At 46.9% G+C, this 25,085-nt stretch carries 24 protein-coding genes; 4 read left to right on the top strand and 20 right to left on the bottom strand.

What is annotated here, in order from left to right; genetic code table 11:
• Positions 1 to 73 precede the first annotated feature (73 nt).
• Positions 74 to 3,139, top strand: a complete 3,066-nt coding sequence (locus tag GLV97_RS09425) for an efflux RND transporter permease subunit (protein WP_160840344.1) — start codon at positions 74 to 76, stop codon at positions 3,137 to 3,139.
• 48 nt (positions 3,140 to 3,187) lie between these two features.
• Here the strand turns inward: GLV97_RS09425 and GLV97_RS09420 are convergent, their stop codons facing one another.
• Complete coding sequence (locus GLV97_RS09420) at positions 3,188 to 3,550, bottom strand: DUF1798 family protein (RefSeq protein ID WP_160840345.1); 363 nt, start codon at positions 3,548 to 3,550, stop codon at positions 3,188 to 3,190.
• A gap of 53 nt (positions 3,551 to 3,603) precedes the next feature.
• Complete coding sequence (locus tag GLV97_RS09415; RefSeq protein WP_160835779.1) at positions 3,604 to 3,870, bottom strand: hypothetical protein; 267 nt, start codon at positions 3,868 to 3,870, stop codon at positions 3,604 to 3,606.
• Between the two features lie 491 nt (positions 3,871 to 4,361).
• Between GLV97_RS09415 and recU the strand changes: the two genes are divergently transcribed.
• Together recU and GLV97_RS09405 are read left to right on the top strand one after the other, a co-directional pair.
• The gene (gene recU / locus GLV97_RS09410; protein WP_160840346.1) at positions 4,362 to 4,952 is read left to right on the top strand and encodes a Holliday junction resolvase RecU; all 591 of its coding nucleotides are present in this window, start codon (positions 4,362 to 4,364) and stop codon (positions 4,950 to 4,952) included.
• Positions 4,953 to 4,969: 17 nt separating this feature from the next.
• Positions 4,970 to 7,657, top strand: a complete 2,688-nt coding sequence (locus GLV97_RS09405) for a PBP1A family penicillin-binding protein (protein WP_160835781.1) — start codon at positions 4,970 to 4,972, stop codon at positions 7,655 to 7,657.
• Positions 7,658 to 7,693: 36 nt separating this feature from the next.
• Here GLV97_RS09405 and nth read toward each other — a convergent pair whose 3' ends face one another.
• The 16 genes from nth to GLV97_RS09325 form a co-directional block, all read right to left on the bottom strand.
• Positions 7,694 to 8,353: an endonuclease III gene (nth, locus tag GLV97_RS09400; RefSeq protein ID WP_160835782.1), complete on the bottom strand. Its 660-nt coding sequence runs from the start codon at positions 8,351 to 8,353 to the stop codon at positions 7,694 to 7,696.
• Between the two features lie 9 nt (positions 8,354 to 8,362).
• Positions 8,363 to 9,058, bottom strand: coding sequence for a DnaD domain-containing protein (locus GLV97_RS09395; RefSeq protein ID WP_224872262.1), 696 nt, complete (start codon positions 9,056 to 9,058; stop codon positions 8,363 to 8,365).
• 93 nt (positions 9,059 to 9,151) lie between these two features.
• Positions 9,152 to 10,444 (bottom strand): asparagine--tRNA ligase, encoded by a 1,293-nt coding sequence (gene asnS, locus GLV97_RS09390; RefSeq protein WP_160840348.1) that lies wholly within the window; start codon positions 10,442 to 10,444, stop codon positions 9,152 to 9,154.
• A 21-nt stretch (positions 10,445 to 10,465) separates the two neighbouring features.
• Entirely contained in the window at positions 10,466 to 11,650 is a 1,185-nt protein-coding gene (locus GLV97_RS09385) for a pyridoxal phosphate-dependent aminotransferase (RefSeq protein ID WP_160840349.1), read from the bottom strand.
• A 12-nt stretch (positions 11,651 to 11,662) separates the two neighbouring features.
• Complete coding sequence (locus tag GLV97_RS09380; protein ID WP_160889564.1) at positions 11,663 to 12,199, bottom strand: DUF5590 domain-containing protein; 537 nt, start codon at positions 12,197 to 12,199, stop codon at positions 11,663 to 11,665.
• Positions 12,153 to 12,323 (bottom strand): YpmA family protein, encoded by a 171-nt coding sequence (locus GLV97_RS09375; RefSeq protein WP_084163023.1) that lies wholly within the window; start codon positions 12,321 to 12,323, stop codon positions 12,153 to 12,155. Before GLV97_RS09375 ends, GLV97_RS09380 begins: the two co-directional genes overlap by 47 nt.
• A 72-nt stretch (positions 12,324 to 12,395) precedes the next feature.
• Entirely contained in the window at positions 12,396 to 15,203 is a 2,808-nt protein-coding gene (gene dinG, locus GLV97_RS09370; RefSeq protein ID WP_160889563.1) for an ATP-dependent DNA helicase DinG, read from the bottom strand.
• A gap of 83 nt (positions 15,204 to 15,286) precedes the next feature.
• Positions 15,287 to 15,676, bottom strand: a complete 390-nt coding sequence (gene panD, locus GLV97_RS09365; protein WP_160835788.1) for an aspartate 1-decarboxylase — start codon at positions 15,674 to 15,676, stop codon at positions 15,287 to 15,289.
• A 19-nt stretch (positions 15,677 to 15,695) separates the two neighbouring features.
• Positions 15,696 to 16,562, bottom strand: coding sequence for a pantoate--beta-alanine ligase (gene panC / locus GLV97_RS09360; protein WP_160889562.1), 867 nt, complete (start codon positions 16,560 to 16,562; stop codon positions 15,696 to 15,698).
• A gap of 10 nt (positions 16,563 to 16,572) precedes the next feature.
• Complete coding sequence (gene panB / locus GLV97_RS09355; RefSeq protein WP_272917340.1) at positions 16,573 to 17,394, bottom strand: 3-methyl-2-oxobutanoate hydroxymethyltransferase; 822 nt, start codon at positions 17,392 to 17,394, stop codon at positions 16,573 to 16,575.
• Positions 17,387 to 18,379: a biotin--[acetyl-CoA-carboxylase] ligase gene (locus tag GLV97_RS09350; RefSeq protein WP_160889560.1), complete on the bottom strand. Its 993-nt coding sequence runs from the start codon at positions 18,377 to 18,379 to the stop codon at positions 17,387 to 17,389. The genes panB and GLV97_RS09350 overlap by 8 nt, the downstream gene beginning before the upstream one ends.
• A complete protein-coding gene (locus tag GLV97_RS09345) occupies positions 18,355 to 19,554 on the bottom strand; it encodes a CCA tRNA nucleotidyltransferase (RefSeq protein ID WP_160889559.1) in 1,200 nt (399 codons plus the stop codon). Before GLV97_RS09345 ends, GLV97_RS09350 begins: the two co-directional genes overlap by 25 nt.
• Positions 19,544 to 20,674, bottom strand: coding sequence for an N-acetyl-alpha-D-glucosaminyl L-malate synthase BshA (bshA, locus tag GLV97_RS09340; RefSeq protein WP_160835793.1), 1,131 nt, complete (start codon positions 20,672 to 20,674; stop codon positions 19,544 to 19,546). The genes GLV97_RS09345 and bshA overlap by 11 nt, the downstream gene beginning before the upstream one ends.
• Positions 20,675 to 20,681: 7 nt before the next feature.
• Positions 20,682 to 21,095, bottom strand: coding sequence for a methylglyoxal synthase (mgsA, locus tag GLV97_RS09335; protein WP_160835794.1), 414 nt, complete (start codon positions 21,093 to 21,095; stop codon positions 20,682 to 20,684).
• A gap of 15 nt (positions 21,096 to 21,110) precedes the next feature.
• Positions 21,111 to 21,911 (bottom strand): 4-hydroxy-tetrahydrodipicolinate reductase, encoded by an 801-nt coding sequence (gene dapB / locus GLV97_RS09330; RefSeq protein WP_160835795.1) that lies wholly within the window; start codon positions 21,909 to 21,911, stop codon positions 21,111 to 21,113.
• Positions 21,911 to 22,243, bottom strand: coding sequence for a nucleotide pyrophosphohydrolase (locus GLV97_RS09325; protein ID WP_160835796.1), 333 nt, complete (start codon positions 22,241 to 22,243; stop codon positions 21,911 to 21,913). Before GLV97_RS09325 ends, dapB begins: the two co-directional genes overlap by 1 nt.
• Before the next feature lie 161 nt (positions 22,244 to 22,404).
• Between GLV97_RS09325 and GLV97_RS09320 the strand changes: the two genes are divergently transcribed.
• Positions 22,405 to 23,277 carry a YitT family protein gene (locus GLV97_RS09320; protein WP_160889558.1) on the top strand — a complete coding sequence of 291 codons (873 nt, stop codon included), beginning with the start codon at positions 22,405 to 22,407 and terminating at the stop codon, positions 23,275 to 23,277.
• 384 nt (positions 23,278 to 23,661) lie between these two features.
• Here GLV97_RS09320 and GLV97_RS09315 read toward each other — a convergent pair whose 3' ends face one another.
• Both GLV97_RS09315 and GLV97_RS09310 read right to left on the bottom strand, forming a co-directional pair.
• Positions 23,662 to 24,336: a zinc metallopeptidase gene (locus tag GLV97_RS09315; RefSeq protein WP_160889557.1), complete on the bottom strand. Its 675-nt coding sequence runs from the start codon at positions 24,334 to 24,336 to the stop codon at positions 23,662 to 23,664.
• 59 nt (positions 24,337 to 24,395) lie between these two features.
• Complete coding sequence (locus GLV97_RS09310) at positions 24,396 to 25,079, bottom strand: hypothetical protein (protein WP_160889556.1); 684 nt, start codon at positions 25,077 to 25,079, stop codon at positions 24,396 to 24,398.
• Positions 25,080 to 25,085: the final 6 nt, after the last annotated feature.

Genomic DNA, 25,085 nt, shown 5'->3' with positions numbered 1-25,085 from the left:
ATCAATATTTGACACATGTGTCAGAAAAAAGCTTATACTGGAGAAGCACATAGAATACAAAGGAGGAAAGGATATGAAAACATTCTTACAATACAACAAGATTGTATGGGTATTTATCTTATTACTATTGTTTACAGGTATCTTCACATATCTGCAGCTTCCCAAACGGGAAATTCCTGAAATCAACGTCAACGTAGCTTCCATCTCCACCGTTTATCCCGGAGCTACCCCTCAGGAAGTAGAAAGTACCATTACCAATCCACTGGAGGAGGAGCTTTCATCGATTGAAGGTGTGGATGAACTGACTTCCGCCTCTACGTCCGGATTCGGCTCAGTGACTGCCACGCTCGCGGGCGGAGCATCCGTAGATACGGTGAATTCTAAAATTAGACAAGCGGTCTCCGACGTTTCCAGAGCTTTCCCCGACGAGGTACAGGAGCCTGAAGTGAATACGGATACGACCATGTCTGCAGTAGCTTCCTATAACCTGACAGCGGATGCACAGGAAAGCCTTTATGACCTGCGCCCTGACATCAAGATATGGGAAGAACGGCTCACTTCTATCTCCGGTGTACAGTCTGTTCTGGTGAAAGGACTCCCGGAACAGCAGTTAACGGTTTCGCTTGATAATGAAGCACTTGGTGAAAACCAGCTCACACCGGTGACTGTCATCCAGAAACTGCAGCAGGAAATCAGCCCCGCCGCTATAGGTACAGAAGAAACCGATGGTGAAATCAAACAGCTGCTGTTTCAGAAGTACGAAAGTGCTGAGGAACTGGGCGGATTGAATATAGGTACCAGCCCTGACGGCTCGCCTCTAGCCTTATCAGATGTGGGGGAAACGTCGGTCACAAACAAAGCACTGGAAGACCGTATTACCTATGAGGGAAAACCGGCTCTTTCTGTAACGATTCTTGCTGAGGAAGGAGTCAACATATCAGCTCTTCAGGAACAGATTACAGAAGAAGTAGAGGGATTAAGCGGAGATCTGCCTGAAAACATAGACGTAGAGCAGTTTTATACACAAAGTACCGTCATCGAAGAAGTGTTCACGAATTTAATCACTTCCTTTGGAATATCCCTGCTTGCTGTTATTGTCATTATGGTGCTCGGCCTCCCTCTTTCATCCGCTGTACTCGTAGCACTGGCAATACCGGTTTCCATCATCATCGGACTGATCCCTCTCCCATATGTGGGGGTTGACCTTAACCAGATATCCATCATCGGTATGATCATAGCCATTGGTATCCTCGTTGATGACGCCATCGTCGTTAACGATAATATTCAGCGGAGATTCCAGCTGGGGGACGGCCCTCTTGAAGGAACCGTCCGGGGAGTAAGAGAAGTGGGGAAATCGATCATAACTTCTACTTTAATGATCATTTTCAGTTTTTTCCCGCTCATGTTCCTTTCCGGGACCAACGGCGATTTTATCAGAGCCCTCCCTTCCGTATTGATTTTCACGATAACAGCGTCTACGATCATCGCACTTACATTGATACCGACGGTTCAGTACGCAAGGAAACGAAATAAGAAACAAAAGAAAAATTCGAAGACAGGCTTGCTCGGCGGACTGTTCGACCGGCTTGAACGTGTCTATGCCGGCCGACTGCTTCCGAAGACCACAAAACGCCCATGGGTAACGGCTGCATCCGGAATCGTGATCTGTATCCTGCTTGCCCTGCTTGCCATTAAGATTCCTTTTGAGTTTTTCCCGGCTGCCGACAGGCCTGAAGTGACCATCAATGTGGAAAATCCTAAAGGCACAACGCTTGAGGACACGGAAACAACTCTGCAGGATATGGTCCGCTTCATCGAAGATTCGGAGGAACCTGTAACAGAAACAGCCACATACGCAGGTACAGGTCTTCCAAACTTGTTCAGCTCCGGACTCCAGCAGACTGGAGAAAACACCGGTCAGGTCCTCGTCCGGGTGGACAGGGATGAAACGAGTGCTTCTGCATTCATTGAAAAATGGGAGGAACCGCTCCGCAACGAATTCCCAGAGGCGGAAATTTTCCTTGAGACCATTGTATCGGGGCCGCCGCCATCTCCCCCTGTTCAAGTGAAAATTCAAGGACCGGAGATCAATCAGCTGTTTGAAACAGCCGAACAGGCAAAAGAAGAATTCTCTGCTATTGAAGAATCTGAAATTGTCACCATCAATGCTGATAAAAATCAACCCTTTGTCGAATATGTACCAGACAGATCGCTGCTTGCCGAAAATGGAATTGCTGTAGACACCGTCGTTTCTCAACTTCAACTGGCTAATTCCGGTGCGCCACTGGGCACCTTCGACAATGGCGTTACACGTCTGCCACTTCAAGTGATCCTCGATGATGGCAGCGAAGAAGGCGCAGCGCTTGATGAACTCCGTGTAGCTGCTGCGAACAGTGGAAACGGACCTCCAGAGATGTTTACGCTGGATGAACTTGTCACTGTAGAGGAAACGGAAGGGATCGGAGTCATCCCTCACTTGAATGGAGAACGCACCCTAACGATCGAAGCCTACCCACAGGAAGGATCCGAGGATGAATTTTCCAGTAAAGCTGAGGATGTAACAGCCTCTATTAAGGAGAATCTCCCTGAAGGGTATTCGCTTGTAGAATCAGGACAAAATGATGCCCAGACGGAATTCTTTATTGAAGTATCCAAGCTGTTTGTCATCGTTCTGTTCCTGATCTATTTAACCATTGCCGTTCAGTTCAATTCCTTATTTATGCCGCTCTTGATTACCGGTACGGTCTTCCTGGCGGTCACAGGAGCCATTGTAGGTCTGTTCATATCCGGAGAGCCGCTCAGCTTCCTGGCTGTCCTCGGTATTGTATCCCTGTCAGGTATTGTCGTTCGAAATTCGGTCATACTAGTGGAATTCATTGAGCAGAACCTATCCTCCTATGCGACGACAGCAGAAGCTGTGATTGAAGCAGGCCGGGCACGGATTCGACCAATTGTTCTGACTTCCCTGACGTCCATCGCTGCGTTAACACCGATTATCTTTTCAGGCGATGTCTTATTCAGGCCTCTGGCTGTTTCAATCGTTTCCGGACTTGCCTTTTCAACGATACTCACGCTGCTGCTTGTACCTTCGTTCTATTTGATTTTCGCCAAACTGACAAAGAAAGAAAAACAGGCGTGACATAAAAAACCGGAGCTGATGAAAAATCAGCTCCGGTTTTTTTATTACTTATGAGGATCTTTTTTCAATATCACTCAAGATCATATCGAGGACATAATGAGATGATTGATACAATTCCTTAAAACGTTTGCGCTCCACATCCAGGTAATAACTATGGAGAATGATCATCTCAATATTCTCATGCGTTGATTTCACCTGATTGGGGTGAACAGACGATTCTCTATTTTTCACAAATTGTTCAGCTTCCTCCATCCATTGATGGTTCACCTCAAACATCGGTTTCGTTTCTTCCTTCACATGAGCAAAAAACTCCCGGTTGTTTCTATCCACAGGGCCATCTGTATAAAGAAAGCGCTGATGCTGCTTATCAATTATGGACTTTAATTCCATTGTGAATTTTTCTAACGACATCCTCCCACACCTTTCTCCTCTACTCTACCATGTGCGCGGGGATGGCATCAATTTTATCCCACAGACCTCTTTTTAGCCTGCTGGGCGATTCTTCCCATGTATGCCTGACGTTTCTCCTTCTTCATATGTCTGAGCTCACCCTGCAGGTGCAAAACCTCATCTCTTAGTTCATCCACTTCTTTCCGGTGGGCGACAGTCATGGAAAAGACAATCTCATCCGCTTTTAAGGACATTCTTCTTTCAAGGAGTGAGAATTTTTCCTGCAGCTGAAAAAGCTGACGCTCAAATTCCTCAGGCGTGACGACAATGGGTTTGGTCATGGGCATCTCCCCCTTTTTTGGATACGTAACATTTTCTCTCCTCCATGCATATCTCCTTTAAGAATGACAAGACTAGAACTAAAGCAACAAAACAAGTCAAAACCAACAGCACCTTCGACATCAAAGGAGGAGAACACATGGCAGGAAAAAAAGAAAAGAAGAAGAAAAAACCGGTCAAGGCCGAAACGGACAATCCTAAACTGGCGGGAGAAAACCGACCGGCCACATAAGGATGATGCTGCTGCTATTTCTTTTAGCAGCAGTTTTTTTATCCTCAGAAACAAACCGGTATTATCGAAGGACTATATATACAGGTTTAGAATACGTGATTATAGGGAAATTTCCCTGGTGCTGAATCTTTCTGTGTCGGAATTGTGACAAAATGAAACTTTCCTCTGGTTCAAACGTCTATAAGAATTGAACCATTAGTATATATGCTTGGCGCGTAAATTTTGGTATGATACTCTCATGGCTACAGGGAGGGAAGAATATTGAATTATCCCAACGGGAGACGCAGCCCAAGCCGGCATGCTGCCCCCCAAGGAAAGACAAAACCAGAGTTCAGCAACAGAGGAATGACCCTTGAAGAAGACATTAATTTAACGAATGAATATTACCTGCAGGCCGGGCTGGCGGTGATCCATAAAAAACCTACACCTGTTCAGATTGTTCAAGTGGATTACCCGAAGCGTAGTGCGGCCGTAATTAAGGAAGCTTATTTCAAACAGGCATCCACAACCGACTATAATGGCGTATATCGTGGCAGATACATTGATTTTGAGGCCAAGGAAACGAAAAACAAAACGTCCTTTCCACTCAGCAATGTCCACCAGCATCAGGTGGATCATATGAAAGCCGTCGAAAAGCACGGGGGGATCAGCTTTTTTATTATCAAGTTCACCCCCAGGGATGAGGTGTACCTGCTTCCTTCATCGATGCTTTTCGCCTTCTGGGATGACCAGCAGAACGGAGGTCGGAAATCGATCCCTTACAACAGTATTTACAAGGAAGGCGTTCGTATTCCCTTTCGTTACCAGGCCCGGATTGATTACGCCGGGGTGTTGGATAAGCTTTATTTCTGAAATGGAGGAAATGTAACATGGCAAACGATAGCCAGTCGCGTACAGCACGACGAAAACAAATGAAATCATCAAAAAAAACCAAAGGAACTTCAAAGTTCAAAAAGGTCTTTATGACCCTCTTGACTATAGGTATCGTCCTGATGATCGGTGTCGGCGCATTATTTACTTATTATGCTGTTTCCGCCCCCGCCCTCGATGAAGAGAAATTATCTGATCCATTTTCTTCGAAAGTCTATGATGATGACGGTGAGCTCGTTGCTGATCTTGCCGGGGATGAAAGGCGCACGAAAATTACGTACGACGATATTCCGGCAGTCCTGGAAGATGCTGTGCTGGCCACAGAAGATGTGCGTTTTTATGACCATATCGGTATCGACTTCCAAAGGATCGGCGGCGCCGTCCTGGCCAATATTACAGGTGGATTTGGTGCAGAAGGTGCCAGTACAATCACCCAGCAGGTCGTGAAGGAGTCCTTTCTGACCACCGAAAAAACGATCAAACGAAAAGTCCAGGAGCAGTATCTGGCCATCAAACTGGACCAGGAATATTCCAAAGAGGAAATTCTGGAGATGTACTTGAACAAGATTTACTACGGAGCTGGCTCCTATGGTGTAGCGGAAGCCGCTGAAACCTATTTCGGCAAAAAAGATTTGAGTGAACTGACCCTGCCTGAAGCTGCCTTACTTGCAGGTCTGCCCCAGCGTCCGAGCGGTTATATGCCTTTTGAAAATCCTGATCTGGCTAAAGACAGAATGAATACTGTGTTGAGCTTAATGGTGCAGCATGGCAAAATCACAGAAACGGAAGCCGATGAGGCAAGAAGTGTTGAAATCGAAGACATGCTTATCGAAAGACAGCAGGAAGAAGCGACTCCATATCAGGCCTTCATTGACAGAGTAGCCGAAGAAGTCCAGGAGAAAATGGACGGAGCCGATATTTATAAAGACGGTCTGAACATTTACACCACCCTCGACACCGATGCCCAGGATTATGTGCAGCAGCTTCTCAGCAATGAAGGATCCATTCCGTGGCCGGATGATGAACTCGAAACCGGAGTGGCCGTGACAGATACAAAGACAGGTGCTGTCAAGGCCATCGGCGGTGGTCGTAACTACCAGAAAGAAGGCTTTAACTTTGCCACGGATATTAATCGTCAGCCGGGCTCCACGTTTAAGCCGATTGCTGCCTACGGACCGGCCATTGAATACAATAAAATTTCCACCTATCATCAACTAAATGATGAAAAAACAGACTTTGGCGATTGGTCGCCGAATAACTTTGATAATCAGTTTAGAGGGTGGGTTTCCGCCCGCTATGCCTTGAGCCGATCCTTGAACATCCCTACCATTAAGCTTCTGCAGGAAGTCGGCGTGGATAAGGCCGAGGGCTTTGCAGAAGGTCTTGGTGTTGACTTCGGTGAAGATGGCATGTCCTTAAACGACGCCATTGGAGGAGGGTCCACCGGAATGAATCCTCTGCAGATGGCAGGCGCTTATGCGGCCTTTGGTAATGAAGGCGTCTATGTCGAGCCTTACACTGTTGAAAGTGTTGAAATTCCAGGGGAAGGCACGATTGACCTAAAACCAGAGCCGAATTCCGCTATGAGCAGTGCGACGGCATATATGGTTTCCAATATGCTCCAGACTACCATGAGTGAAGGCTCGGGTACCAGTGCCAATGTACCAAGTCTTCCTGAAGCCGGTAAAACCGGAACAACAAACATTGGAGATGTCGCCAACAACTCATGGTTCAGCGGGTATACAACGAATTATTCCATATCGATCTGGACCGGATACGGGGAAGATAATTCCCGCGGCCTGTCAGATGCGGCTAGAAATATTCCAAAGCAGATTTTCAAGCCTTTGATGACACAGATCTCTCAAGGGAAGGATACAGCTGACTTCAAAAAACCTGATTCAGTTGCCTGGGTGGATGTTGAAGAAGGCTCCAATCCTGCCCGTCTTCCGAGTGATTACACACCTGAGAGCCGGATTGTTACCGAGCTGTTCCTTGCTGATAACCAACCATCCAAAGTGTCTCAGGTCTTCCAGAAACTTGACCCTGTTCAAAGCTTATCCGGTCAGTTCAATGAAGAATCCTCTACGATTGATTTGAGCTGGGATTATGGTAATACCGATGGTGTAACCTTCCGTGTCGCTGCCTCCATTAACGGCAGTGAGAGCAGGCAATTAACAACGACAAAAGATACAAGCGTGGAAATCACCAGCATCGATCCTGCAGCCACCTACGAATTCTCTGTCGTTGCCATCAGTGATAATGAACAGGCTGAAAACAGCGATGCTGCCACTGTGCGTGTTCAGACCCCTGGTTCTATTGGGGACGAGGAACAGGAAGAAGAAGAAACGGAGGAATCCGGAGAGAACGAAGAAAACAGTGAAGAAGGCAGTGAAGAAGAAGCACCTTCTGATGAGCAGTCAGAAGAAGAAACGGAAGAACCTGAAGAGAATTCAGGGAATGAAGAAGAAAACGAGGGGAATAACGAAACCCCTGAAGAAGAACAGAATACGGATCAAGATAACGGAAACACCGGAAATGAACAGGATAATGAAGAAAACAACCAGGATAACAACGGTGAAAATTCCGAACAAAATAATGGAGGCGGCAGCTCAGAAGAGCAGCCGCCTCAGGAAGAAAATGATACAGAACTCCAGCAAAATGAAAGTGAAGATCAGGAAGAAGAGTAAAAAAACAACCGTACGCCATAGGGCGTACGGTTGTTTTTATGAAGTTTTCTCTTTCTTTTTCATCCGTTTCTGGCCTTCTCTGCATAAAGAAAGCAATGGGCATTCTTCACAGCTGGGGCGCTGAGCTTTACAGTGATAGCGTCCGAAAAAAATCATCCGGTGATGGGTAACGCTCCACTCATCGACGGGCACTTTACGCATCAATGTTTTTTCCACTTCAAGAACAGAATCCTTCCACCGGCAGATGCCAAGTCGTTTAGAAACGCGTTCCACATGGGTGTCTACGGCAATAGCTGGTTCATCAAAGGCGACAGAGGCGACAACATTTGCCGTTTTCCTCCCTACCCCGGCGAGACTTTCCAGTTGTTCTTTCGTAGGGGGTACTTCACCATCATACTTTTCTAGCAGGGTTTCCGACAGCTTTTTAATGTTTTTGGCTTTGTTACGGAATAGTCCGATCCGCTTGATGTCGTTCTGCAGTTCTTCAAGTGGTACATTCACGTAATCTTCCGGGCGTTTATATTTTGCAAATAAATCCGGCGTTACCTTGTTCACCAGCGCATCCGTCGCCTGTGCGGATAAAACGACAGCTACGAGAAGTTCAAATGGGTTGGTATGATTGAGTTCACATTCTGCATCCGGATACATCGATTCGAAAATATCCAGGCAGTAACGTATTTGTGATTTATTTAACATGAGCCTTTTTTATGAATCCTCCTCCAGCCAGTTGTAATAAAGAGAGATGTCCCTCTTTTTTCTTTCCTGCTTCTGGGTCCGCTGCGCCGGCTGGCCCTGCCGGAACTGTCTCCCCTGTTCCCTGGCCTGCTCCACCGTACGGATGCCTTTTTTCTTCCACTCCCTGAGGATACGGTCGATATATTTAAAGTTAAGCTTGCTCATTAATACAGCTTCTCTTAATGCCGCTTTAATTAAAGCCGGTGACTGTTCTTCTTCATCCAGCCAAATATTGATCGTTTCAATTTCAAATGGTGATAAAGGACGCCCGAATTCCTGTTCAAATAAAGGAAAAATATTATCATCGTAATTCGTCTCTTTTTGAGGACGCCCTGCATTCACAGTGAACAATTTTTCCCATAAGGGTTCAAGAGAATAACGCTCATTGAGCACCTGTTGTTCATTATGGTTCTGCTCAATGGTCATCAATCGTTTTTGAATAAGGCTGCGCAGCACCCTTGAACAGTCCTGACTTGTAATGGATAAATGCTCTGCAATTTCTTCAGGGGTCGGAAAATCATTTCCTTCTGTTCCGAACCTGTGGATCTGCAGAAGGACAACCAATTCAGTTTCATTCATATTCAACTGGTGATAATGCATCAGCAGCTGTTTGGGAACGACAATTTGGTTATCAAGGATGTCTTGAAAGCTTTGGTATTTTCCCAAATAAATCCCTCCGTTCCTATACTTGCTTCGGGAATGAAAAACACCGATAAGCCATAGGCTGAACATCGGTGTTTTTCTCTGCCGTCTATTTTATCATGGGTACAGGCGGTTAAGCAGACGAGGGAATGGAATGGTTTCACGTACGTGCTCGACACCTGCGATCCAGGCGACTGTACGCTCTAAGCCCAGTCCAAATCCTGAGTGCGGAACGCTGCCATATTCACGAAGCTGCAGGTACCACTTATAGGCATCTCCGGAAAGGCCGTGTTCTTCATAACGTTGTTTCATCAGTTCAAGGTCATCGATACGCTGAGACCCTCCGATGATTTCGCCATATCCTTCAGGCGCAATCATATCCGCACACAATACAACTTCCGGTCGTTCAGGATCCGGTTTCATGTAAAACGCTTTGATCTCTGCCGGGTAATTCGTAATGAATACCGGTTTGTCATAGGCTTCCGCAATTGCCGTTTCATGGGGAGCACCAAAATCTTCTCCCCACTCAATATCATCAAAGCCTTTTTCTTTCAACAGTGTTACTGCATCATCATAGCTGATTCTAGGGAACGGAGCCTTGATTTTTTCAAGCTTCTCTGTGTCACGGCCGAGTGTATCCAGCTCAATTCTACAGTTTTCCAACACGGACTGGACCACATGGCTGACATACTGTTCCTGGACTTCCAAGCTGTCCTCATGATCCATAAAGGCCATCTCCGGCTCTATCATCCAGAACTCAATCAAGTGACGACGTGTTTTAGATTTTTCCGCACGGAACGTCGGTCCAAAGCTGAACACGCGCCCGAATGCCATGGCCGCCGCTTCCATATAAAGCTGTCCACTTTGAGAAAGGTACGCATCTTCTTCGAAGTACTTCGTATGGAAAAGTTCTGTAGATCCTTCTGCTGAAGAACCGGTAAGGATTGGTGGGTCAATTTTTACATACCCATTTGTATTGAAAAATTCATACGTTGCACGAATGATTTCGTTACGCACTTTCATTACCGCATGCTGACGCTTGGAACGCAGCCACAGGTGCCGGTGATCCATAAGGAATTCTGTTCCGTGTTCCTTCGGTGTAATCGGGTAATCCACCGCTTCCTGAATCACTTCAAATCCTTTCACCTGCATTTCGTAGCCGAGGGGAGACCTTGTGTCCTCAGCAATAACGCCGGTCACATAGAGGGACGTTTCCTGTGTAAGCCCTTTGGCTTCCTGGAACTTTTCCTCACCGATGTCAGCTTTTACGACAATGCCCTGCATAAACCCTGTTCCGTCACGGAGCTGCAGAAAAGCGATCTTTCCGCTGGAGCGCTTATTGCTGAGCCAGCCTCCAATCGTCACTTCCTCGCCAATATGTTTTGCTGCTTCTGAAATCGTTGTTTTCACACTAATACCTCCAACACTGCTTTATGATTGATGTTTCTCGACAAATCGTCTGATACGCCCGGCTGCTTCTTCCAGCTGCTCCAGAGAAGTTGCATAGGATAGCCTCACGTTTTCCGGGCTTCCAAATCCGGAGCCTGGAACCAAAGCGACTTTTTCCTCATCCAGTAGAGCCTTCACCAAGTCATCGACAGATGAAAAGCCGCACAGAGAAGCTGTTTCGATCACGTTCGGGAATAAGTAGAAAGCACCGGAAGGCTTGGCGCACTTTACACCAGGGATCTCCAGAAGAAGCTTATGGAGAACGTCCAGCCTTTCCTTAAATGCTTTTTTCATTTCGTCCACTTTTTCTTCCGAGCCCTGATAAGCGGCAAGCGCTGCATACTGGGCAATGGAAGTTGGATTCGAGGTGGAATGGGAAGCCATGTTGGTCATCCCCTTAATAATTTCCTTAGGTCCTGCCGCGAATCCGATTCTCCAGCCTGTCATGGAATGGGATTTGGATACACCATTGATGATCACTGTCTGATTGTATAATTCATCGGAAAGCTGCGCAATGGAAACATGCTCTTCTTCGGTATAAATTAATTTCTCATAAATTTCGTCCGATACGATTAACAGCCCGTGCTCAAGACAAATATCTCCAAGAGCCTTCAGTTCTTCTTCAGAATACATCATCCCTGTTGGGTTACTCGGTGAATTAATAATCACCGCTTTGGTCTGGTCCGTAATCGATGCTTTCAGCTGCTCAGGTGTTAATTTAAAGTGATTGGCTTCTTCAGCGGGAACAATGACCGGATTTCCCTGGGCCAGTTTGATCTGCTCCGGATAGCTGACCCAGTATGGAGCAGGAACGATCACTTCATCACCTGGATTCAGAATAACCTGGAAAAGCGTGAACAGGGCATGCTTGGCACCAGTTGTCACAATGATTTGTTCATTGGAATACGTCAGCTGCTGATCACGTTTCAACTTCTCTGTGATACTTACTTTCAATTCAGGAATTCCACCGGCCGGGGTGTATTTTGTCAACCCTTCATCCATGGCCTGTTTAGCGGCATCTAAAATATAAGAAGGAGTATTGAAATCCGGTTCTCCCGCTCCAAGGCCGATCACATCGTGCCCCTCTGCCTTCAGCGCTTTCGCCTTGGCTGTAATCGCCAGTGTAGTGGATGGTGTTAATGATTGTACGCGTTCTGCTAACTTCATGAACCTCACTCCTTAATTATTTTGTCGGAAGGCAAACCTCTGATCAAAGGATTCTCCGCTTAATGTAAAATAATCGAGCACATATCTGCCCTGCTCATCTATATATACAAGCTCATAGACAGGCTGCTCCTCTTCATAACCATAGGAAATATCCTTGAAACGGCAGTTAGAACAACTGGATGACCACCTGCTGATCAGCTGCTCTTGTGACAGAATATCAGCTTGCTTCACATCGGTTAAAACCGTATCGACTGCTTCATTGATGAAAACGAGCGAGGTTTCCCCGTCGGACGCTTTCCCTTTTACAACAAATACTTCTGTTTCCCCATTGTACGTTTCAATCTGCTCCACAGATGACAGATTCGTTTCCTGGACAGCAAATTCTGCAGCCTCATCGTGTCCGCTCGTTCTGTCCTGATTAATTTGTGTATACATCCAGATGAAAAAAATAAGAAAAAGCAGGACAAGACCGGCGAGGATACCGCCTCCCCATTTCAGCCATCTAGGTACGGTATATGGTGAAGACTGCGGTTTCAGCATCGTCATCATCCAGCGCCATTCCAAACATGAGATTATCTTCTTTCAATGTACGATTCAATGTGTCCACCACTTTATAGAGGTCATCTGTCTTCTTGATTTTGACCGTTGATAAGGTTTCTATTTTGTTTTCCATCGTGTCATCCTCCCTTTACCGGGCCACAGCCCGATTGTAATTATAACAGCTCTTCCCGGCCGCGGGTATCAGTTACAGCCAGTTTTCAATCCGGTCTATAAGTTTTTTGGTTGAGTCATAAACGACCGGGATGTCCGGAAGTGATGATAAGAAATGCTTCCCGTATTTTGCTTCCATCAGACGCTGGTCACATACGATCACGACACCGCGGTCACTGCTGCTCCTGATCAGACGGCCGAAGCCCTGCTTGAATCGAATAATGGCCTGCGGGAGGGACTTCTCCATGAACGCATTTTTTCCTTCCTGTTTCAGGCGTTGATCCATTGACTTCTGGACAGGCTGGTCGGGCGGAGCAAATGGAAGACGGACCATCATCAGACATGATAAGTCATCCCCGGGGATGTCAACACCTTCCCAAAATGAACTTGTACCGAGTAGGATGGCCTGGTCAAAAGCCTGGAAGTTCTTCTTCAAACGGTCCCTGCTCCCACTGGAAATCCCTTGGGCAAAAATCATGAATTCTTCAGGATCAATGAATTCTTTTAAAAGACTGTACGTCCGCCGGAGCATATCGTATGAAGTGAAAAGGACCATCATGCGCCCGTTTGTGACATGGGCAGTGGAATAAATCGCTTCACTAAGTGCTTCAATGAATGTGTCCGGAGCGTTTTTGATATCAGGAAAATCGTCAGGAATCAACAGCTGCACTTGTTCATGGAAAGGATAAGGTGAAGGGATCGAGGTCTCAATCACTTTTGGTTCATTTCCAAGCCCCAGCGAATGACGAACATATTTAAAGGAATCTCCGGTTGTAAGGGTGGCACTGGTGAGCACGACGCTCTTCTTCATATCGAAAAGCCGTTCCTTTAAAATATCAGGTGTGTTTAATGGCTCACTGTATAAATAGATGGAGTTCGCTGCTCCCTCTCCTTCTATTTCTATCCAACGGGCGCTTTCATCATCTTGAATATCAAAGTAGTCCACCATCTGCCTGCGGATATCCAGACAGACATCCTTTTGTGTATGAATTCTGGATAGAAGTATAGGAATGCCGTGATCCTCTTTTAAAGTAAGGAGAATCTGCAGTTCATTCTGCATCGATGTCATCTGCTCAGTCATGATGAATACAGCAGACAAAAAGCGGTTGGACATTTCCCTCGCGCTTCGAATGAACGAGGCCGACGACTCTTTTTGAAGGATCAGCTGGGTTCTCCCCACATCACTTTTCCCTCTGTTGGAAGGCCGCTGCTTTTTCACATGCTGATAGATGTATCTGGAAAATTGACTGAGCTCTTCCTTGGCTTCATCCACAGCCTTTTGCAGCTTCTGCAGATGGTTGTAAAAGGACTGAGGCAGGGACCATTCCTTGTACAGGCTTTTCTGGGCGAGCTCTGTCGTCTGAGTTAAATACCTCTGAAGGTCCCTGTAGTTCATCCTTAAGCCGAAATACCTTCCGGCTACAGCTTCCAGGTGGTGAGCCTCATCAACAACCGCACGGTCATAGGAAGGAAGCGATGTTTTTTCCTTGATGATATCCAGGCAGAACAAGGCATGGTTTGTAATGATAATATCAGCCTGCTCCGCTCTTTTTAACGCCCACTGAAAAAAGGAATCATCGGTATATCCCAGCTGTTCTGTTTTGGATGACTGTTCGGCAGAGACTTTATGCCAGAACTGACGGCCGTTGGAGGGCAGCTGAACTTCATCGATGTCGCCTGTCCTCGTTCTGGTGAGCCAGACGAGAATCATCGCTTTCGTCAGTGCGGTATCATAATTATCCTGATAGCTGCGTTCAAGTTCATATTGAAAGTGGATCAAACTGATGTAATGCCCTTTTCCTTTATATAGAACCGCACGGATCGGCCTGGGAAACATGCGTTCAATTTTCGGAATCTCTTCTTCAAGAAGCTGTTTCTGCAGACTGTTGGTATGAGTCGTTACTAAAATCCGTTCTCCATTTTTCACAGCCCGATAGACTGCAGGAAGAAGATAAGCTGCAGATTTGCCGGTACCTGCCCCCGCTTCAATCACTGCATGACGTTCCTCCTCCAGTGCCTGATGAACCCGGGACGTCATCTCCTGCTGTCCTTTCCTGATTTCATACTCGGGGACGATCGACTTCAACCCGTTTTCCCCTTCATATACCTCTTTATTCCATTGGTTAAAGGGAGGGAATGAAAAGGTGGAAGAGGAGCTTGTCTGATCCGGACGGCGGGTCCGAACGGCGATCCCGTACAAGATTTCGATATCAGGATCTTTTTGGTTTCGATACCTTGCTTCTTCTATCGCGGTTTCGATAAAGGGCCTTAGATCACTTTTCAGCTTAGCCTCGATTTTCAACAGCTGGCTCAGTGTTCTTTCCGGAAGAACCCCAAGCTGATTCAGCAGGTGCTGCAGCAAGTCGGCAGTGACCTGGGCATCCGACAGCGCTCTGTGCGGCCGGTCGTGGCCCATGTCCAGCTTCTCGGCAAGATGACCGAGTTTAAAGGCAGAAGATGTCGGCAGCATGATTCTGGCCAGTTCCACTGTATCAATGATGGGATTATGTAAGCGTGGGAATCCGCACCTCTGCAGTTCATCATTTAAGAAACCAAGATCAAATTCGATATTGTGCGCCACGATATAAGCATCTTTGAATAATGGATGAATGTCTTCAGCTATTTCGGAAAACAGTGGCGCATCCATGACATCTTCTTCATCAATGCCGGTGAGAGACGTAATAAAAGGCGGAATCTCTCTTTCCGGATAGACCAAAGAAGAGAACTCACGAATCACGGAACCTTCCTCATTCATAAGAACGATTCCGATTTCAATAATCCGGTCTCCTTTTGGTGATGCGTTTCCCGTTGTTTCTAAATCTACGATTGCAAATGTTGTCATGTTACCCCTACTTTCACCACAAAAAGGAAGGACCCTGCCTTCACGGACAGGCACAGATCCTCTTCTCATGCTTTCAGCTTTCTTTAAAGTGGAAGAGTTGATAAAGGCGGCTCTTCCTCGATCATTTCCTCGACTTGATTCCGTTCATTCATAAGTGCAATTTTCGGACGAAATTCATCGAGCTCTTCCTCGCTGAGCATGGCATAAGCTACAATAATCACAATATCATCCGGCTGTACAAGTCGGGCAGCTGCGCCGTTCAGGCAGACAACCCCGCTTCCTCTCTCCCCGGCAATGACGTACGTCTCCAGTCTCGCCCCATTGTTATTATTGACGACCTGGACTTTCTCATGTGGCAGAATGCCAGCCTGATCCAGAATATCCTGATCGATCGTAATACTTCCCACATAGTTTAAATTCGCTTCCGTAACACGGGCGCGATGAATTTTTGATTTCATCATCGTGCGGAACATCTTGTTTCCTCCCTGTGCCTCATCCTGTTGTTATCTTACCGTCCGTGTCAAAAACCACATTATCAATGAGCCTGGCCTTTTCGTAAAAAACAGCGGCAGCCAGAATAACAGGCCTGTCTATGACGTCCACAGAAGTTAATTCAGGATAAGATAGTAATTCAATATAATCTATTCTACCATGAGTTCTGCTTTCGAGAAACTTTGTAACCGATTGGATAATACGGACCGGATTTTTCTCTCCTGCCATCACCATCTGCCTGCCGGCCTGCAGGGATTCCTGAATGGCTGGTGCTTCATCTCTTTCCCTGGCAGAAAGATGAACATTCCGGCTGCTTTTAGCCAGACCATCTTCCTCCCGCACCGTAGCTACCGGAACAAGTTTAATATCAAAATTGAAATCATTGATCAGCGCATCAACGACAGCGACCTGCTGGGCATCTTTCATTCCGAAATAAGCCCGATCAGGCATGACGATATTGAATAGTTTAGTTAAAACGGCGGCCACCCCGTCAAAGTGTCCCGGCCGGCTTTTTCCACACAACACATCTGTCCTTTTTGTGACAGACATCCGAATCGACATAGGCTCTGGATACATCATTTCTGTAGTTGGAAAAAATAAGACATCCACTCCATATTCTTCGGCCAGTTTTCTGTCCCGCTCTTCATCACGCGGATATGTATCCAGGTCTTCCCCCGCTCCAAACTGAAGAGGATTCACAAAAATACTTAAAATAACAACATCGTTTTCCCTGCGAGCGGTCTCGATCAACTTCAAGTGACCTTCATGAAGATAGCCCATCGTTGGGACGAACCCGACAGATCTACCTTCCATTCTCACCCGCTTTACATGCTGCTGTACCTCATCAATGTTTCCTAATACATCCATTCCCAATCACTTACTCCTTTGGAAGACCCGACAAGTTCATTGTAAACGTATGCTTTTCCTCTGGAAATTCTCCGCTTTTAACATCCTGCACATACCGGGTGATTCCGTCTCCAAGAATTTGATTTCCATCTGTATACTTCTTAACAAATTTAGGGAGGCGTCCCACCCCGTAGTTAAGAATATCGTGATAGACAAGGACCTGACCATCACAGTCTGCCCCGGCACCGATGCCGATGGTGGGGATCGAAAGCTGCTCGGTAATGAAAGAGGCCAGTTGACGGGGGACACATTCCAGTACAAGCATCATCGCCCCGGCCTCTTCAATTTCCAGTGCCTCCTCCAGCAGTCTGGCTGCGGTCTCTTTATCTTTCCCCTGCACTTTATATCCTCCCAGCACATTGACCGACTGGGGGGTCAGTCCGATATGTCCGACAACAGGAATACCAGCCTGGACAAGCTTTGCCATTGCACGGGATACGTCTCCGCTCCCTTCCAGCTTCAAAGCCTGCGCCCCTGTTTCCTGGTAAAGCCTCCTGGCATTGCTGAGAGTTTCGGCTGTTGAAATGTGATAAGACATAAACGGCATATCCACGACTTTGAAGGTGTTTCCGGCGCCGCGGTGGACCGCTTTCCCGTGGTGGATCATATCTTCTATGGTTACAGGAATGGTGGAATCGTATCCGAGCACTGTCATGCCAAGACTGTCACCAACCAAAATCATATCAACTCCTGCAGCTTCTGCCATTTTTGCTGAAGGATAATCATAGCTTGTCACCATTGCTATTTTCTTCCTGTCCTGTTTCATCTGAAGGAACTGCTGCTTATTAAGCAAGATATCCACCTTCTCCCCAATGAATTTCAGCAGAATACAATTTCTGCTCTTCGCCTGTAGTTCTGCGGGCACGCAGAGCACCATCCGGCTCGATGCCCAGCAGCGTCGCTTCCCAAGTTTCCTTCATTGTAGAAATTGTGACGTTCTCTCCAATCCTATACCCGTATGTCTCCCAGTCTTCCTTGACAGATTGAAAGCCTTCACGGATGAACTGATCATAGGAAGCCTCGAATAATGTGAGGAAGTGCTGGATCGTTTTTTGTATATTCCACTCCCGGCTGGACTCAATCTTAAAGGAAGAGGCTTTATAACGGATGTCAGAAGGAATATCCTCCTCCTCCTGATTGACGTTCATACCGATACCGAGCACAATGTACTGGATCGTATCCTGTTCTGCCTGCATCTCAGTAAGAATCCCTGAGACCTTTTTATGATGAATCAGCACATCGTTCGGCCATTTGATCTGCGGCGAAAGATCGGAGCGTTCATCAATCATTTTAGCAATGACAGTCGCAGCAAGAAGGGTCAGCTGCGGTGCTTCAACAGGTGGAAGGTCCGGCTTTAGAAGGAAACTCATCCAAATGCCCTTCCCTTTCGGCGAGTCCCACGTCCGGGCCATCCGCCCTTTTCCGCCAATCTGTTCATCGGCTACTACCACGGTTCCATGAGGCTTTCCCTGCTTGGCCATCTGATGGACGATTTCCTGGGTGGAGTCCACCTGGTCGTAATGGTACAGCTGCTGTCCCATCCACCGGGTTTCCAGTCCCCACTGCAGCGTGTTTTCGCTGATTTTATCAGGAAAAGAGTGGATTTTATACCCTTTCCGCTGAACTGCTTCTATTTCATAACCGTCTTTTTTCAGTTCATTCATATGCTTCCAGACAGCGGTCCTTGAAATGTTCAGCTGTTGTGATAACTGCTGACCGGATATATGACCATCCTGCTTCGTTAATAATTCAATCAATTGTTTCCGGGTGGATTCCATGTGATGACCCACTCCTTTATTTTTTCATAATCGTTCTCAAGCATCCCCTCAACGACGTGCCGCTCGATGGCTTTCATCGTTTTGGATATCCAGGGTCCTTTCTTTTTGTCAGGGAACATAGCAATCAAGTCCACGGACTCAAATGACAGGTCTTTTCTATCCTTTATAGGTAGTTGATTTTTCTGATTCACAAGACGCTCCATTGTCCCCAGGGCTGAACCTGCTGCTTCTGCCACACGGGCAAAAGAGCGGTATAAAGGTTCCGACAGAGTGTAGGCCAGCCATCGTGTCACGTCACCGGAAGCGGTAAACAACGTAAAGGCTTCCTTCAATTGATCCGTCTCTCTTTTTTCCTGATTCGAACGTTTCCATGTTTTAAGAAATGGAGAAACCGAAAAGGATGGATCCTTAAGCCAGAGGAAACTGACAATTTCCGGCCATGTTTTCAACGGACCAAGCGGCGGGGTCCTTTGGATCCCTGTTTCATTCAGCGAAGGGAGTTGTTGAAGCAGACCGGTTTTATCAAGAAGCTCCACCGCTTTTCTAACCCCGTTCCCAGCAAAAGCTTTACGTGTTTCATCGGCGATCCTTTCCATCGATATATTTGCTAAGAGCGGAGCCTGCTGAACCAGCGCTTCTTTTGTTTTTCCTGCTACTTCGAAACAAAGCTGACTTGAAAAACGGACAGCACGCATCATTCGTAAAGGATCTTCCTGAAACCGGTCACAAGGATCGCCGACCGCTTCGATCTGTTGAAGCTGGATTGCTTCCTTCCCATTAAAAGGGTCAATGATTTTTCCGTGTCTGTCCATAGCCATCGCATTCATCGTAAAGTCCCGCCGGGCAAGATCCGTGCGAATGTCAGAGACAAATGTCACTTCATCCGGATGCCTGTAATCCTCGTATCCGGATTCCGTCCGGAAAGTCGTCACCTCATAGGATACGGAACGGTGTCTCACGATGACTGTGCCATGCTCAATACCGACAGGGATAACCTTTTCAAAGATTTCCTGGATCCGCGAAGGAGGAAGGGAAGAAGCGATATCAATGTCTCCGACCGCTCTTCCACTCACATAATCTCTCACAGCTCCGCCTGCAATATAAGCTTCCCCTCCAGCTTCCTCAATCTTCCGCATCACCTCAAAAGCTTGTTCAAAAAGAGGATCAGGCTTCATCAGCAAGCACCTGCCGATACAATTCTTCATATTCGTTCAGGATGGTGGCGGTTGCAAATTTATCCTGCACGACCTTTTTCGCCTGTTCAGACATCTGGTGGTGATGCTCCTGATCAGAAAGGATTCTGTTGGCAAAATAAGCCGTCTGTTCAATATTCCCCAGCTCAGCGATATAGCCCGTTTCACCATGATCGATCACTTCCGGAATACCTCCGATATTCGATCCGATCGACGGCACCCCGCACGCCATAGCCTCAAGAAGAACCAGCCCAAAGCTCTCTTTTTCGGATAAGAGGAGCTTGAGGTCGGCAATGGAAAGAAGATCACTGACGTTTTCCTGTTTTCCCAGGAATAACACATCCTCTTCCAGACCCAGGTCCTGCACAAGCTGATAGCAGGCGGAATACTCAGGGCCGTCGCCAACCAGAAGAAGTTTCGCCGGCCTTTCGGACCTGACTCTGGCAAATGTCTGGATGACATCAGGGACCCGTTTCACTTTCCTGAAATTGGATATGTGAATCAGGACAGCATCCTCATCACGTATGCCATAGTGGTCTTTCAAGTGCTGGTTCGACTTTCGGTAATACTCCCGTTCGTCCACGAAATTGTAAATCACATCTATGGAACGATTTGTATGTAGCATTTCCTGCGTCTGACCTACCAGACTGTGGGACACAGCGGTGACACGGTCCGACTGCTCAATACCGAATTTGATCATTTCCTGAAGGCTCGTATCGATGCCCAGCACCGTAATATCCGTCCCGTGAAGCGTTGTTATAATTTTCACATCGCGATTACACATCTGCTTGGCTAAAATAGCACAGACCGCATGCGGCATCGCATAGTGCACATGAAGAATATCCAGCTCTTCCCGATTGATGACATCCGCCATTTTAGCCGCTAATGCCAAGTCATACGGTGGATGCTGAAAGACAGGATAGCTGCTGACTTCCACCTCGTGATAATAAATATTCGGATACACCCGGTTCAGCCGGAAAGGTACCTGTGAGGCAACAAAATGGATTTCATGTCCATTTTCAGCCAGCAGCTTTCCCAATTCTGTTGCGATGACACCTGATCCTCCGACTGTCGGATAGCAGGTGATTCCTATTTTAGCCATACTACGTTCACTCCTGTTTTCTGTTCTCTTCTATGATGCTGTTCCATTGGATATCTTCATGATCCAGTGCCCTTACCATGATCTCTGCTCCTGCCAGGTTTGTTGCAACTGGAATCTGGTGGACATCACAGAGTCGCAGCAGAGCACTGATATCCGGTTCATGAGGCTGGGCCGTAAGCGGATCTCTGAAGAAGATGACCATCTGCATTTGTTCGTCAGCAATTCTCGCACCGATCTGCTGGTCACCGCCGAGCGGACCGGACTGGAAGCGTGTAACGTTCAACCCTGTTTCATCTGCAATCCGCATGCCTGTCGTTCCGGTAGCAAACAATTCATGCTTGGAGAAAACAGCAGCGTGCTTTTTTGAAAATTGGATGATGTCCTCTTTCTTTTTATCATGGGCAATCAAAGCAATATTCATGGTCATTATCCCCCTTTAATCGAGTAGGTGCTCCAATCCATAAACCAGTGTATCCAGTTCAACAGCCTTTTCAACAGCAAGCTTCACACCACTCATGAAAGACTCCCTGTGTATGGAATCATGCTTGATTGTGAGCGTTTCCCCAAGTCCCCCGAAGACAACCTCCTGATGAGCGACAAGCCCCGGAAGACGCATACTATGGATTCTCATTCCTTCTTCGTCAGCGCCACGCGCTCCCTGCAGGGTCTCTTTTTCATCCCTGTGCCCCTGATGATGAGGTTCACGGACTTCCTTGATTAATTCGGCAGTTTTCACTGCCGTTCCCGACGGGGCATCAAGCTTTTGGTCATGATGCTTTTCAATGATTTCCACATCGGGAAAATGCTTGGCAGCCCACTTGGAGAACTGCATCATTAAAACTGCACCAATGGCGAAGTTTGGAGCAATCACGGTACCCAGCTGCTTTTCCTCTGCAAGGTCCGTCAATTCCTGAAGCTGCTCCTGCGTAAAACCTGTTGTGCCGACTACTGGACGAACTCCGCTGTTCAGCGCAAGTTTCGTATGGGTATATCCATTATCCGGTGTCGTGAGATCTATGAGTACATCCGCCTCCACGTCATTCAGGCACGCTTCTGCATCTGTATAAATGACGGCATCCAGATCAGGAAGCTCCTGAATGTCCTTGACATTCAAACCATCATACTTCCGGTCGATACAAGCGGAAAGGCTCAGATGCTGCTCCCGGTCAATCATTTTTAAGGCTTCACTGCCCATTTTACCACGTGGTCCTGCTACAATCACCTTTATCGTTTCCATTACTTTTCCTCCTTTTTTGTCCAGCGGTCTTTGTCACGGGTTTCAATCTTGCTCATGGACTGCTCAAAGGCATCAGATAAATCGATATCAAGAGAATTTGCAAAGCATGTGAGTACAAACAGTACATCGCCAAGCTCCTCTTCCAATGCCTTATCCTTTTCTGTCTTTTTCTTGGGCTTCTCCCCATATCTATGGTTGACCTCTCTTGCCATTTCCCCCACTTCCTCTGTAAGCCTTGCCTGCAGGCTGAGAGGTGAGAAATAACCTTCTTTAAACTGTGATATGTAATCGTCGACACGTTTTTGGATGTCCTGTGTTGTATACTTCACCATATTTCCCTCTTTTCCTTCACGGATTCTCTCTAAATGTTAGCCAAAAGGAGCTCATTTGACAAATTTTCCGTTTATTCCACCTTCTCCTGCCTGTTCATATTGCCGCTCATTCGACAAACAACTATAATGAGAATCGTGCACATGACCATGGAGGTGGCAATATGAAGATTTTCGGACTGCGTTTAAAAAATATCATCCTGATTATACTGGGCTCCGCTGTGTTCTCCTTCGGAATCGTTCATTTCAACATTCAAAATGAACTTGGTGAGGGTGGATTCACAGGGATCACCCTTTTACTGCTGTATTTATTTAACTGGGATCCTGCGATTATGAACATCGTCTTGAATATTCCCGTCCTCTTCATCGGATGGCGGATTCTGGGACGGACAACATTTTTATACTCCTTGATCGGCATTGTCGCTGTTTCCGTATTTATCGCTCTGTCCCAGCGATTCATGATTACCATCGATCTTTCTGACGACCTTACCCTGGCGTCTTTATTTGCCGGGGTGTTTATCGGAGTCGGTTTAGGCATCATATTCCGCTACGGTGGAACGACCGGCGGTGTGGATATCATCGCCAGACTCATCAACAAATATCTTGGCTGGAGTATGGGCCGGGCGATGTTCGTTTTTGATGCTCTCGTCATTTTTGTTTCTGCAATTACTTACCTTGAACATGTTCGCGGGATGTATACTCTTGTCGCTGTTTTTGTCGGCGCGAAGGTGATCGATTTTATCCAGGAAGGTGCGTACGCCGCCCGTGGGACGACAATCATATCAGAGAAGAGCCAAGAAATCTCACAAAAAGTTATGCAGGAGATGGACCGTGGTGTGACCGTACTTGACGGCCGCGGATCGTTTTCCGGTTCTAAACGGGATGTTTTATATTGTGTTATAGCGAAAAACGAAATTGTGCGGCTGAAGACCATCATCGAACAGATTGATCCTCATGCGTTTGTAGCTGTCAGCCACGTCCATGATGTCATGGGAGAAGGCTTCACCCTGGATGAAAATAAAAATCCCATTGAATAAAAAAGACCTCCGCAGCCGAGGCCAACGAAAAACTTAGGACTTGTGATAGGCAAGGCTATGTAACGGTCTAACATGGATCTCTGACTTTTATCTATTTTTTCATTGTACAAGAAAAAAGAGTGATTTTCTTTGATATATATCAAAGAAAATCACTCTTTTTAGGTGGGGCATCGTTGATTCCACAATGAGTGTTCGATGGTGACGCCTGCGGGAACAGCGCGAGCCGAAGATCTACATGGTCAAATGATCTTCGTGACCAATTCAGCTGAGGCCGTGCCCGCAGCAGGCATCCATCGACAAGCGATTCGTGAGAAACAACAACCACTTTTAATCACTTCTCTTGATAAGAAAAGACCTCCGCAGCCGGAGGTCTTTTTCTATCGTTTATTCTTCGTTCATTCCAATAAACATGAAAACAAAACGGAGAAGCTCGGCAAGGGCAACAAGTGCACCCGCAACATAGGTCATAGCCGCTGCATTGAGCACCTTCTTCGTCTTCCGCTCTTCATCATTACGGATAACACCGGTCGATACCAGTTGAGCCATCGCACGGTTGGAAGCGTCAAATTCCACTGGGAGGGTTACCAGCTGGAAAAGCACGGCTGCTGCGAAGAAGACAATCCCGACTAAAATAAGCCCGGTCATCTGTAGAAGCATACCTCCGATAAGAAGGAAGATGGAAATGTTGGAACCAAAGCTGGCTACAGGGACAAGAGCACTCCTGAATCGAAGGAAAGCATAATCCTGAGCATCCTGAATCGCGTGTCCGACTTCGTGTGCCGCTACAGCCGCACCGGCTGTTGAGCGCCCGTGATAAATATCTGAGGAGAGGCGGATCACCTTGGCACGTGGATCGTAATGGTCTGTCAGATGGCCGCGGACTTCTTCCACCGCAACGTTAAAGAGACCGTTGTCATTTAGAATTTTTCGTGCTACTTCAGCACCTGACATTGATGATGAAGTAGGGACTTGTGAATATTTTTTGTACGTAGACTTCACTTTAGACTGGGCCCACAATGGGATGATAAAAATCAAAGCAAAGTAAATGATAAAACTCATTTGTCATTCCTCCATAAGAATGGTTCTTAGGTCAATTTTAGTCAAATCCCTCCGGAAAATCAACTATTACGTTCTTTTATTGTGTGTCTAATTTTTGAACGTGCCGGATGCTTCAGTATTCCTACATAAAAGAGTACAGCGATTATAAACCCGCCTACACCGGCGGTCATACCGATAAAAGAGACATTTTCCTCACTGCCGCCATTTATGAGTGCTTCCACCATTGCTGATGCAGCTGCCGCCGATTCCGATGTCGGCTGAAGCTGATACTGTTCCAGGGCGTGCCTGACCTGACCGGTTTCAGCCGAGGCATGCACGTGCATCACAACAGGCTCCAGCGTCTCCCAGTCCTGAATGACATGATCGACCGGAACTGTAAACATCCCCATATGAAACGCCATTAATTTTTGTTCCAACGCTCGTTCCTTGTCCTCTGAAGCAAGCACTTCAAAGAAGATGAGAGCTGTTTCAGAAAGCCGCCCTTCTTCCTCTGACCTGCTTACATGCTCCCAGGCGGCCTGATCCTCCGCAGACAGCCCTTCGATATATTTTTCCATATCCGGCACCCTGCTATGCAGAAGCCTCTCTGCCGTTTCGTTTTTGCCGTCATGCAGAAGTGACCTGTACTGGTTGTAAAATCGATCCCACTGTTCGGTGGCTCCCTCACCCCACCCAGCATGCAGGCTCAGCGGCATGAGTGTGAAAATCAGGGATATGAACACAACTTTACACACCTGTCCCATTTCACT

The organism is Halobacillus litoralis, assembly GCF_009856355.1.
In the GTDB taxonomy this organism is placed as follows: domain Bacteria; phylum Bacillota; class Bacilli; order Bacillales; family Halobacillaceae; genus Halobacillus; species Halobacillus litoralis_B.
The sequence above is the reverse complement of the archived record's forward strand: the minus strand, read 5'-3'. Positions and strand labels throughout refer to the sequence as shown.

What these genes read in the sequence shown, in the direction of transcription:
- GLV97_RS09425 (WP_160840344.1), top strand. Translation starts at nt 74, where the DNA reads ATGAAAACATTCTTACAATACAACAAGATTGTATGGGTATTTATCTTA.
- GLV97_RS09420 (WP_160840345.1), bottom strand. Translation starts at nt 3,550, where the DNA reads ATGTCGTTAGAAAAATTCACAATGGAATTAAAGTCCATAATTGATAAG.
- GLV97_RS09415 (WP_160835779.1), bottom strand. Translation starts at nt 3,870, where the DNA reads ATGACCAAACCCATTGTCGTCACGCCTGAGGAATTTGAGCGTCAGCTT.
- GLV97_RS09405 (WP_160835781.1), top strand. Translation starts at nt 4,970, where the DNA reads ATGGCAAACGATAGCCAGTCGCGTACAGCACGACGAAAACAAATGAAA.
- nth (WP_160835782.1), bottom strand. Translation starts at nt 8,353, where the DNA reads ATGTTAAATAAATCACAAATACGTTACTGCCTGGATATTTTCGAATCG.
- GLV97_RS09385 (WP_160840349.1), bottom strand. Translation starts at nt 11,650, where the DNA reads ATGAAGTTAGCAGAACGCGTACAATCATTAACACCATCCACTACACTG.
- GLV97_RS09380 (WP_160889564.1), bottom strand. Translation starts at nt 12,199, where the DNA reads ATGATGACGATGCTGAAACCGCAGTCTTCACCATATACCGTACCTAGA.
- GLV97_RS09375 (WP_084163023.1), bottom strand. Translation starts at nt 12,323, where the DNA reads ATGGAAAACAAAATAGAAACCTTATCAACGGTCAAAATCAAGAAGACA.
- dinG (WP_160889563.1), bottom strand. Translation starts at nt 15,203, where the DNA reads ATGACAACATTTGCAATCGTAGATTTAGAAACAACGGGAAACGCATCA.
- panD (WP_160835788.1), bottom strand. Translation starts at nt 15,676, where the DNA reads ATGTTCCGCACGATGATGAAATCAAAAATTCATCGCGCCCGTGTTACG.
- panC (WP_160889562.1), bottom strand. Translation starts at nt 16,562, where the DNA reads ATGGATGTATTAGGAAACATTGATGAGGTACAGCAGCATGTAAAGCGG.
- GLV97_RS09350 (WP_160889560.1), bottom strand. Translation starts at nt 18,379, where the DNA reads ATGGAATCCACCCGGAAACAATTGATTGAATTATTAACGAAGCAGGAT.
- GLV97_RS09345 (WP_160889559.1), bottom strand. Translation starts at nt 19,554, where the DNA reads ATGAAGCCTGATCCTCTTTTTGAACAAGCTTTTGAGGTGATGCGGAAG.
- bshA (WP_160835793.1), bottom strand. Translation starts at nt 20,674, where the DNA reads ATGGCTAAAATAGGAATCACCTGCTATCCGACAGTCGGAGGATCAGGT.
- mgsA (WP_160835794.1), bottom strand. Translation starts at nt 21,095, where the DNA reads ATGAATATTGCTTTGATTGCCCATGATAAAAAGAAAGAGGACATCATC.
- dapB (WP_160835795.1), bottom strand. Translation starts at nt 21,911, where the DNA reads ATGGAAACGATAAAGGTGATTGTAGCAGGACCACGTGGTAAAATGGGC.
- GLV97_RS09325 (WP_160835796.1), bottom strand. Translation starts at nt 22,243, where the DNA reads ATGGTGAAGTATACAACACAGGACATCCAAAAACGTGTCGACGATTAC.
- GLV97_RS09320 (WP_160889558.1), top strand. Translation starts at nt 22,405, where the DNA reads ATGAAGATTTTCGGACTGCGTTTAAAAAATATCATCCTGATTATACTG.
- GLV97_RS09315 (WP_160889557.1), bottom strand. Translation starts at nt 24,336, where the DNA reads ATGAGTTTTATCATTTACTTTGCTTTGATTTTTATCATCCCATTGTGG.
- GLV97_RS09310 (WP_160889556.1), bottom strand. Translation starts at nt 25,079, where the DNA reads ATGGGACAGGTGTGTAAAGTTGTGTTCATATCCCTGATTTTCACACTC.